Here is a 7,337-nt window from a genome sequence, read left to right on the forward strand (position 1 = left end):
AGGTATCCACCTGACCGACGTGCCGGTGCTGAACTATGAGCGGCACCTCTTCTACGAGCGAGAGGTGCGCTCCGTCACGTCCAACACCCGCGAGGACGGGAGGGCGTTCCTGCGCTTCGCCGGAGAGCACAGGCTGGAGGTGACGACGGTGCCCTACCGGCTCGACAGAGCCGACCGCGCACTGGCCGACCTCGCCGCCGACGCCGTCACCGGCGCCGCCGTGCTCGTGCCCTGACGTCTGGGTGTGGACCGAGGGTCCACTGTCAGTCGGCGTCCGGCTCGACCAGGAGACGGCAGCGCTGCTCCGGCAGGTCGCATCTCTCCTCCCGCGCTCGAGAGGCGTGCCGACCATGTCACCGATCTTGCGGTTTCCTGCCCTTGAAATCGCCGTCTCCGCATGCAGACATCGACGTCGGTAGCGGTTCGCTGCCGGACGTAGACGGCGACCTCGGTCAGGTCTGCCGGGCACCACGGCCTGCCGCCGCGGCCTTGGTGACGATGACTGTGCAGTCGGCGTGGTGCAGGAGTGCCTGGCTGACCGACCCGAGCAGCAGCCCGCTGATCCCGCCGTGTCCGCGCGAGCCGACGACGATCATGGTCGCGTGCTTGGAGCGGGTCGTGAGCTCCTCGGCGGCACGCGCCTGGACGAGCTCGGTCGTGGCGCGCACGTCTGGATACTCCCTTGCGACGGCGGCGACGCGGTCGTCGATCCAGGTCTCCCTCTCGTCCAGCTCCTCGGCGAGCAGTGAGCTCTCCCACCGGACCGGGTCGATGGGGCCGAGGACGGGTCGCCAGCAGTGCACGATCTGGAGGTCGAGGCCCCGGTCGTGGGCCTGCTCGAACGCGACGCGCGCCGCTTCGTCTGACTGGGGTGAGCCGTCGACGCCCACCACCACAGGCCCGGTGGGGGCCGGATCCTGCTCGGTACGGACCACGACGACCGGGCACCGTGCGTGGGCCGCGACGGCACTGCTGACCGATCCCATCAGGACTGCCGCCGCCCGTGGGGCAGTGGCGGAGCCGAGAACCACCATCACCGCTGACTCCGCCTCGGTGAGTAGAACCTGTGCGGGATTCCCGGCCACGAAGGCGTGCGAAACGCGTTCCCTGCCGATCCGGGCGAAGGCGAACGCGACGGCCTGGTCGAAACGGTCGCGCAGAGGAGTGTGAGCGCCGATGGTCGCGGGCTCGTAGTCGAACCGCTGTGACGTGAGCTCATAGACGGACACGAGGCGCACGTGGTAGCCGCGGTTGCGTGCCTCGTCGACCGCCCAGCGCAGGGCGAGTTGACTCTGCGAAGACTCGTCGATGCCGACCACGAGCGGTCGGGCGTCTGTCGTCGTCATGATCTTCGAACTCCTTACAGGCACTGTGGGTGAGGTTGAAGACCGTCCGTTCCTTTCGTCCAGTCACCCCCTACGGTTTGCGGGCGACGGGCTGGTTGCTCCCTCGAATGAACATCACGGTTAGCATGATCCCGTTCGCAATTAGCACCAGCCAGCAGACGGTCAGGCTCGCCACCTCGAACCGGTACTCCAGCTGGGCGCCGTACCACGCACCGAGCACCACCAGCAGCAGTGGCGTCAGCACGCCGCCGGCGAGGAAGGTCCACCGGACACACTTCTCCAGCCACGTCACTCGACCCACCAGCGGTGCCATGGCGAGGAACGCCAGGCTCATCACCACGTATCCGACGTCCTCCAACGCGATGAAGACACCGTGTGGGTTGTATTGCGAGATCATCGAAAGCCCGTCGACCTCCCCGGTCAGCAGACTCGGCTGCACGACGGCGAGTTGGATGCCGTAGTCGACCGTGAGGACGCCGGCCGCGATGGCGGCGAAGGCGAGCGCCACCGGAGCGGTGAACCCCGAGGTCGGTCTCCGCCGTGTCACCCCGAGTACGGCGGCCAGGGGAACGACCAGCAGAGCCAGCAGGGCCGCCGGGTACATCCAGACGAAATCGCGGGGCACGAACTCCGTCCCGCCGGTATAGGGGTACCCGAGGCAGCCGGTCCGGCAGAACGGACCGGAGTGCGGCAGTGTGGTCACGGCGATGACCAGGGACACGACGCCGATCGCGGCGGTCGACGTGGCGACCGCGACACCGGTGCGTCGGACGGCACGGGAGTCAGCCGACATCGTGACGACCTCCTTGCCCGGTGACGCTGATGTCGGTGAGCCTGGACACGACCAGGTCGGCGCCGTACTGGTGGAGCGCGGCGCCGGCCAGACCGCTGCGGTCGACGGCGACGACAAGACTGAACCCGACGTGTCGGGCTGCCGCGAGCCGTGGTCGTGCACTCACGATGACGGCGACATCGGACGGCGGTGTATCGAGGCGTCGCGCCGCGGTGCGGTAGAGGCTGGATGCAGGCGTCCAACCGGGTACCTCGCCACCATTCGTCGCAACATCGAAGAGGTCGGCGATGCCAGCGGCACGCAAGACTTCTGTCCCGACGGCATCGGCCGACACGGCCGCGAGGCGGATCCCCTGGTCGCGTAGGCACCTGAGGAACTTGACGGTCGAGGGGTACGCGACGACGCGGCCGGGACGCAGGCCCCTAATGAGGTAGCCGTCCTTGAGTCGGGCGATGAGGTGGACGGTGTGCGGCTCGGACCTTCCGGATTCGTCCGTCGAGGTAGCGATCCCGCGCGAGTTCAGGAAGCTCCGGATTCCGTCGAGGCGTGGTCGCCCCAACAAGTGCGTCAGGTAGTCGCGACGCACATCGAACGGGCGGTAGCAGTCGCCGGCTTCGTCGGCCGTTGGGCAGAGCCGCTCCGCGCGGACCCGCAGGAAGGCATCGAACACGGCCTTCCAGGCCTCGGCGTGCACCCGTGCGACATCGGTCACCACGCCGTCGACGTCGACGACGACCGCGGTGACCGTGCGGACGTCGATGGTCGGGGTCGGCTTCTCGGTGCTCGCGGGGACCGCCACGGTGATGCTCCTCAGCTCGGCTTGCACAAGTCGACCTGCTCGACCTCCCTGGATTGGTTCGCCTCCGTCACCAAGGGATGGACGACGAGGCGGGATACTTCTCCGCCTTGCGCGCGTAGGTCAGCTCGTTCACCACGTCGACGACGCCGTCGACGGCAAGGGCGAGGCTCGCCGCGACGGGGATGATCGTGTCGAGCTCGACCTGGCCGCTCAGCGTCACGACACCGTCCTCGACATCGACATGGACGTTGCGCGGGCTTTCCCACAGTGTCTTGACGACGACCTCGTTGACGACCTCATCGCGGATGTCGTCATCGGAGCGCAGGAACGGGATCAGCAGGTCGAACCGGCTGACGACTCCGACGAGCCGGTTCTGCTCGTCCACGACCGGCAGTCGCTTGATCTTGTGCCGCGCCAGCAGTCGGGCGGCCCCGGCGAGGTTGTGGTGCGGTGAGGTCGTCAGTGCCGGAGTGTTCATCAGCTCGCCGGCGGTGTCGCCTTCGGCCTTGCGCCGCTCGCTGCGGTGTCGGCGACCGCGGAACGCGGACTGTGCGTGGTCGTCGTAGTAGAGGTCCTTCCGTTCCTCCTTGGGCAGGAGGTCCGCTTCGGAGACGACACCCACGACGTGACGGTCGTCGTCCAACACTGGTACACCGCTGATGTTGTGCCGAGCGAGGGTCTCGACGACGTCCTTGAAAGGCGTGTCGACGTGGACCGTGACCACGTTGGTGGTCATGACGTCACTGACGTGGGTGTGCTTCATCGTGTGACTCCTTGATCGCTGGCTGAGCTGCTCACCGCCACCACTGGCGCCGCCGTGGTCGGACGGACCCGGTGCAATCGGTGTGCAACACCGGTTCACTCCTGACGTCTCTCTTCGACTTCAGTGCACGCCACCTGGTCCATGCCCAGCAGAGGCGTAGCGCGCGGAACCGTGGGACCAATGTCCCGACGTGGCGGACCGCGCGTCTCTGCCCGGCCTCCGAGGCTTCGGCCAGGCTCGAGGAGACACAGGGGAGGGATGCCACATGGCCGGAGAAGACAGCCCGCGGATCGTGGTCGGTGTCGACGGCTCGGAGCCGTCGAAGGAGGCGTTGCGCTGGGCTGCCCGACAGGCCGAGCTGGTCGGCGGAAGCCTGGACGCGGTGGTTGCGTGGGAGTACCCGCCGAGCTACTACGGCTGGGTGCCCGAGATCGATGTCGCCAAGTTCCACGAGCAATCGGACGCGACGTTCGCCGGGACGCTGAAGGAGGTGTTGGGCAGCGAACCCACAGTCGAGGTGCGACGGCACGTCCGGGAGGGGGATCCGGCGACCGTGCTGCTCGACGTCGCTAATGGAGCCGAACTGCTGGTCGTCGGTAACCGCGGGCACGGCGCGTTCATTGGTGCGCTGCTCGGATCGGTGAGTTTCCGGTGCGTCCACCACGCGACCTGCCCCGTGGTGGTTGTGCACGCCGGCGGTGACCGAGATGCATGACCGCTACCCGGTGCGGGTCGAGGCCGAGCTCGATGACCGGTTGTCTCGCTGGCTCTGGCTGGTGAAGTGGTTGTTGGCGCTCCCACACTTCATAGTGCTGTTCTTCCTGTGGATCGCCTTCCTCGCGGTCAGTGTGATCGCCTTTTTCGCCATCCTGGTGAGCGAGCAGTACCCGCGCGGGCTCTTCGATTTCAACGTCGGCGTGCTTCGCTGGTCCTGGCGGGTGGCGTACTACGCGTATGGTGCGCTCGGCACCGACCGCTACCCGCCGTTCTCGTTGGATGAGGAACCGGACTACCCGGCGCGCCTGTACGTCGACTATCCGGAGCGGTTGTCGCGTGGGTTGGTGCTCGTCAAGTGGTGGCTGCTTGCGATACCGCACTACCTGATCACGGGGCTGTTCGTCGGCGGTGCGGCGTTCGGTGGCCGCGTCAGTGACGTCGCGGGCGACGCCTACACGTGGAGCGGCCCGGGTCTCATCGGGCTGCTGGTCTTCTTCGCAGCCGTGGCGCTTGCGTTCACCGCTCACTATCCGAGGGGAATCTTCGACCTGATCGTGGGCCTCAACCGCTGGGTGTACCGGGTTGCGGGCTACGCGGCCTTGATGACCGACCGGTACCCACCGTTCCGTCTCGACATGAGCGGCTAGGAGCCGGCGGCCCCGATGGGGGCAACCGGCAGCGAGCCGGTAGAAGGCTGACCAGTGGAGGACGCCGGCGCCATGACGCACGTTGGCCATGGACTGTCCGGCGGAGAGGCGGCGACCCGGCGGCGCCGTGACGGCCCGAACGTTCTGCCGACCACGCGACCGCCTTCACCGGCCGTGCTGTTGCTGCGGCAGCTGGTGCACTTCTTCGCGGTGCTGCTTTGGGTAGCGGCGGTGCTGGCGCTGGTTGGTGGGATGCCGCAGCTGTCGGTGGCGATCGTGGTCGTGGTCGTCGTCAATGGTGTGTTCGCCTTCGTTCAGGAGTACCGGGCCGACCGCGCCGGCAGGCGGCTCAAGGATCTGTTGCCGGCTCGTGTGACTGTCCGCAGAGACGGTCACAGGAGTGTGATCGACGCCACGGACCTCGTGGTCGACGACGTGGTGCTGCTGGATGCCGGCGACCGCATCTCGGCAGATCTGGAACTCATCGAGGCACACGGCCTCGCCATCGACGAGTCCATGCTGACCGGCGAGAGCGTCCCCGTGCGACGGGACACCGGTGGCGCGGTGTACGCAGGGACGTTCGTGGTCGAAGGCGAGGCGGTGGCACGCGTCACCGCGACAGCGGGCAAGACCCGGATCGCCGGCATCGCCGCACTGACCCGCCAGGCGCACAGGCGGCCGAGCCCGCTGGCGAATCAGCTGCGCCGCGTAGTCGCGATCGTGGCGGCAATCGCGGTGGCGGTCGGCGCAGCGTTCTTCGGCGTGGCCGTTGCGCTGGGAATGCCGCCGACCGATGGCTTCCTGCTCGCCGTCGGCGTGACGGTCGCGCTGGTGCCGGAAGGGTTGTTGCCGACCGTCACCTTGTCGCTCGCCCGGGCCGCGCAGCGGATGGCGCGCCGGAAGGCGCTGGTTCGGCGGCTCGAGTCGGTGGAGGCACTCGGCTCGACGACCTTCATCTGCACCGACAAGACCGGCACCTTGACCCGCAACGAGATGACCGTGGTCGAGCTGTGGACACCGGCGGGTACCGCGACCGTCGACGGCTCGGGCTACGCTCCCGCCGGACAGGTCCATGGCGACGCGGCGGTCATCGACCAGCTGCGACGCCTTGCGGTCACCGCGTACCGGTGCTCGAACGGACGGGTGGTCGAGAAGCACGGCGGCTGGCGTCCGGTCGGGGACCCGATGGAAGCCGCACTGCACACCTTGGCGCTCAAGCTGGGTGTCGACGTCGCCGGCGGCGACGGTGCCGGTGATCCAGTCCAGGTAGTGCGACGCTACCCGTTCGACACCCGGCGCCGCCGAGCGTCGGTGCTCACCGTCGACGGGTTGCACCTGAAGGGGGCACCCGATTCGGTGCTGCCGAGATGTGTGTCCACCCATGGCGCCGCCGCGGTGCTGGACGCGATGACCGCACGTGGGTTGCGGGTGCTCGCCGTTGCGCACCGCCCGGCAGCGGACCTGCCACCTGACGCTGACGACGCGGAGCGTGACCTGACGCTGCTGGGTCTGGTGGGCCTGGAGGACCTGCCGCGCGACGATGTCGCCGACGCGATCGCGTCGTGTCATCGCGCGGGCATCCGGCTAGCGATGGTCACCGGGGACCATCCCGCGACCGCGCGGGCGGTGGCCGTCGAGGTGGTTCTGGGTGCGGACCCGCTCGTCGTCTCCGGCGCCGAGCTGCCCGCCGACGAGCTCGCACTGGGGGAGCTGCTGGATCGTGACGGTGTGGTCGTCGCCCGGGTCACGCCGGCGGACAAGCTCCGTATCGCCTCAGCACTGCAGCGTCGTGGGCACATCGTGGCGATGACCGGAGACGGTGTCAACGACGGTCCAGCGTTACGGCAGGCCGATATCGGTGTGGCTATGGGTGCGTCCGGAACTGATGTCGCGCGTGAGGCAGCCGACCTTGTCCTGCTCGACGACCACTTCGCGACCGTAGTCGCCGCGGTGGAGCTCGGCCGCGCGACGTTCGCGAACATCCGTCGCTTCCTCACTTACCATCTCACGGACAACGTCGCGGAGCTGGTGCCGTTCGCCGCATGGGCGCTTAGCGGTGGACACCTGCCGCTGGCGCTCACGGTGCTACAGATCCTCGCGCTCGACATCGGCACCGACCTCCTACCGGCGCTCGCCCTAGATGAGTGATTCCTTGAAGGGCCTGGGCGCGTCGTGGCCGTGGATGTGGGGGAGGGTGTTCATGTTCGATGTGTGAGCAAAGATCTGAACACCCTCCTGACCGCACTGTACGTGTTGATCGACGATCACGTGG

General features: G+C 68.0%; 8 protein-coding genes. 4 read left to right on the forward strand and 4 right to left on the reverse strand.

The genetic code is table 11. From position 1 onward, the window contains the following. Positions 1–235 (forward strand): alcohol dehydrogenase (locus GEV10_31290; GenBank protein ID MQA82888.1); only part of this gene is annotated, 235 nt, incomplete at its 5' end. A gap of 217 nt (positions 236–452) precedes the next feature. Here the strand turns inward: GEV10_31290 and GEV10_31295 are convergent. From GEV10_31295 to GEV10_31310, 4 genes are all read right to left on the reverse strand, one after another. Beyond that, a complete protein-coding gene (locus GEV10_31295; protein ID MQA82889.1) occupies positions 453–1,346 on the reverse strand; it encodes a universal stress protein in 894 nt (297 codons plus the stop codon). A gap of 70 nt (positions 1,347–1,416) precedes the next feature. Next, positions 1,417–2,139 (reverse strand): hypothetical protein, encoded by a 723-nt coding sequence (locus tag GEV10_31300; GenBank protein ID MQA82890.1) that lies wholly within the window; start codon positions 2,137–2,139, stop codon positions 1,417–1,419. After that, entirely contained in the window at positions 2,129–3,034 is a 906-nt protein-coding gene (locus GEV10_31305) for an HAD family hydrolase (protein MQA82891.1), read from the reverse strand. Before GEV10_31305 ends, GEV10_31300 begins: the two co-directional genes overlap by 11 nt. Beyond that, positions 3,006–3,701, reverse strand: coding sequence for a CBS domain-containing protein (locus tag GEV10_31310; GenBank protein MQA82892.1), 696 nt, complete (start codon positions 3,699–3,701; stop codon positions 3,006–3,008). Before GEV10_31310 ends, GEV10_31305 begins: the two co-directional genes overlap by 29 nt. A gap of 265 nt (positions 3,702–3,966) precedes the next feature. Between GEV10_31310 and GEV10_31315 the strand changes: the two genes are divergently transcribed. From GEV10_31315 to GEV10_31325, 3 genes are all read left to right on the forward strand, one after another. Further along, positions 3,967–4,416 carry a universal stress protein gene (locus GEV10_31315; protein MQA82893.1) on the forward strand — a complete coding sequence of 150 codons (450 nt, stop codon included), beginning with the start codon at positions 3,967–3,969 and terminating at the stop codon, positions 4,414–4,416. After that, the gene (locus GEV10_31320) at positions 4,409–5,065 is read left to right on the forward strand and encodes a DUF4389 domain-containing protein (GenBank protein ID MQA82894.1); all 657 of its coding nucleotides are present in this window, start codon (positions 4,409–4,411) and stop codon (positions 5,063–5,065) included. Before GEV10_31315 ends, GEV10_31320 begins: the two co-directional genes overlap by 8 nt. Positions 5,066–5,137: 72 nt before the next feature. Next, positions 5,138–7,213: an HAD-IC family P-type ATPase gene (locus tag GEV10_31325; protein MQA82895.1), complete on the forward strand. Its 2,076-nt coding sequence runs from the start codon at positions 5,138–5,140 to the stop codon at positions 7,211–7,213. Positions 7,214–7,337 lie beyond the last annotated feature (124 nt).

Source organism: Streptosporangiales bacterium, assembly GCA_009379955.1.
Taxonomy (GTDB): Bacteria; Actinomycetota; Actinomycetes; order Streptosporangiales; family WHST01; genus WHST01.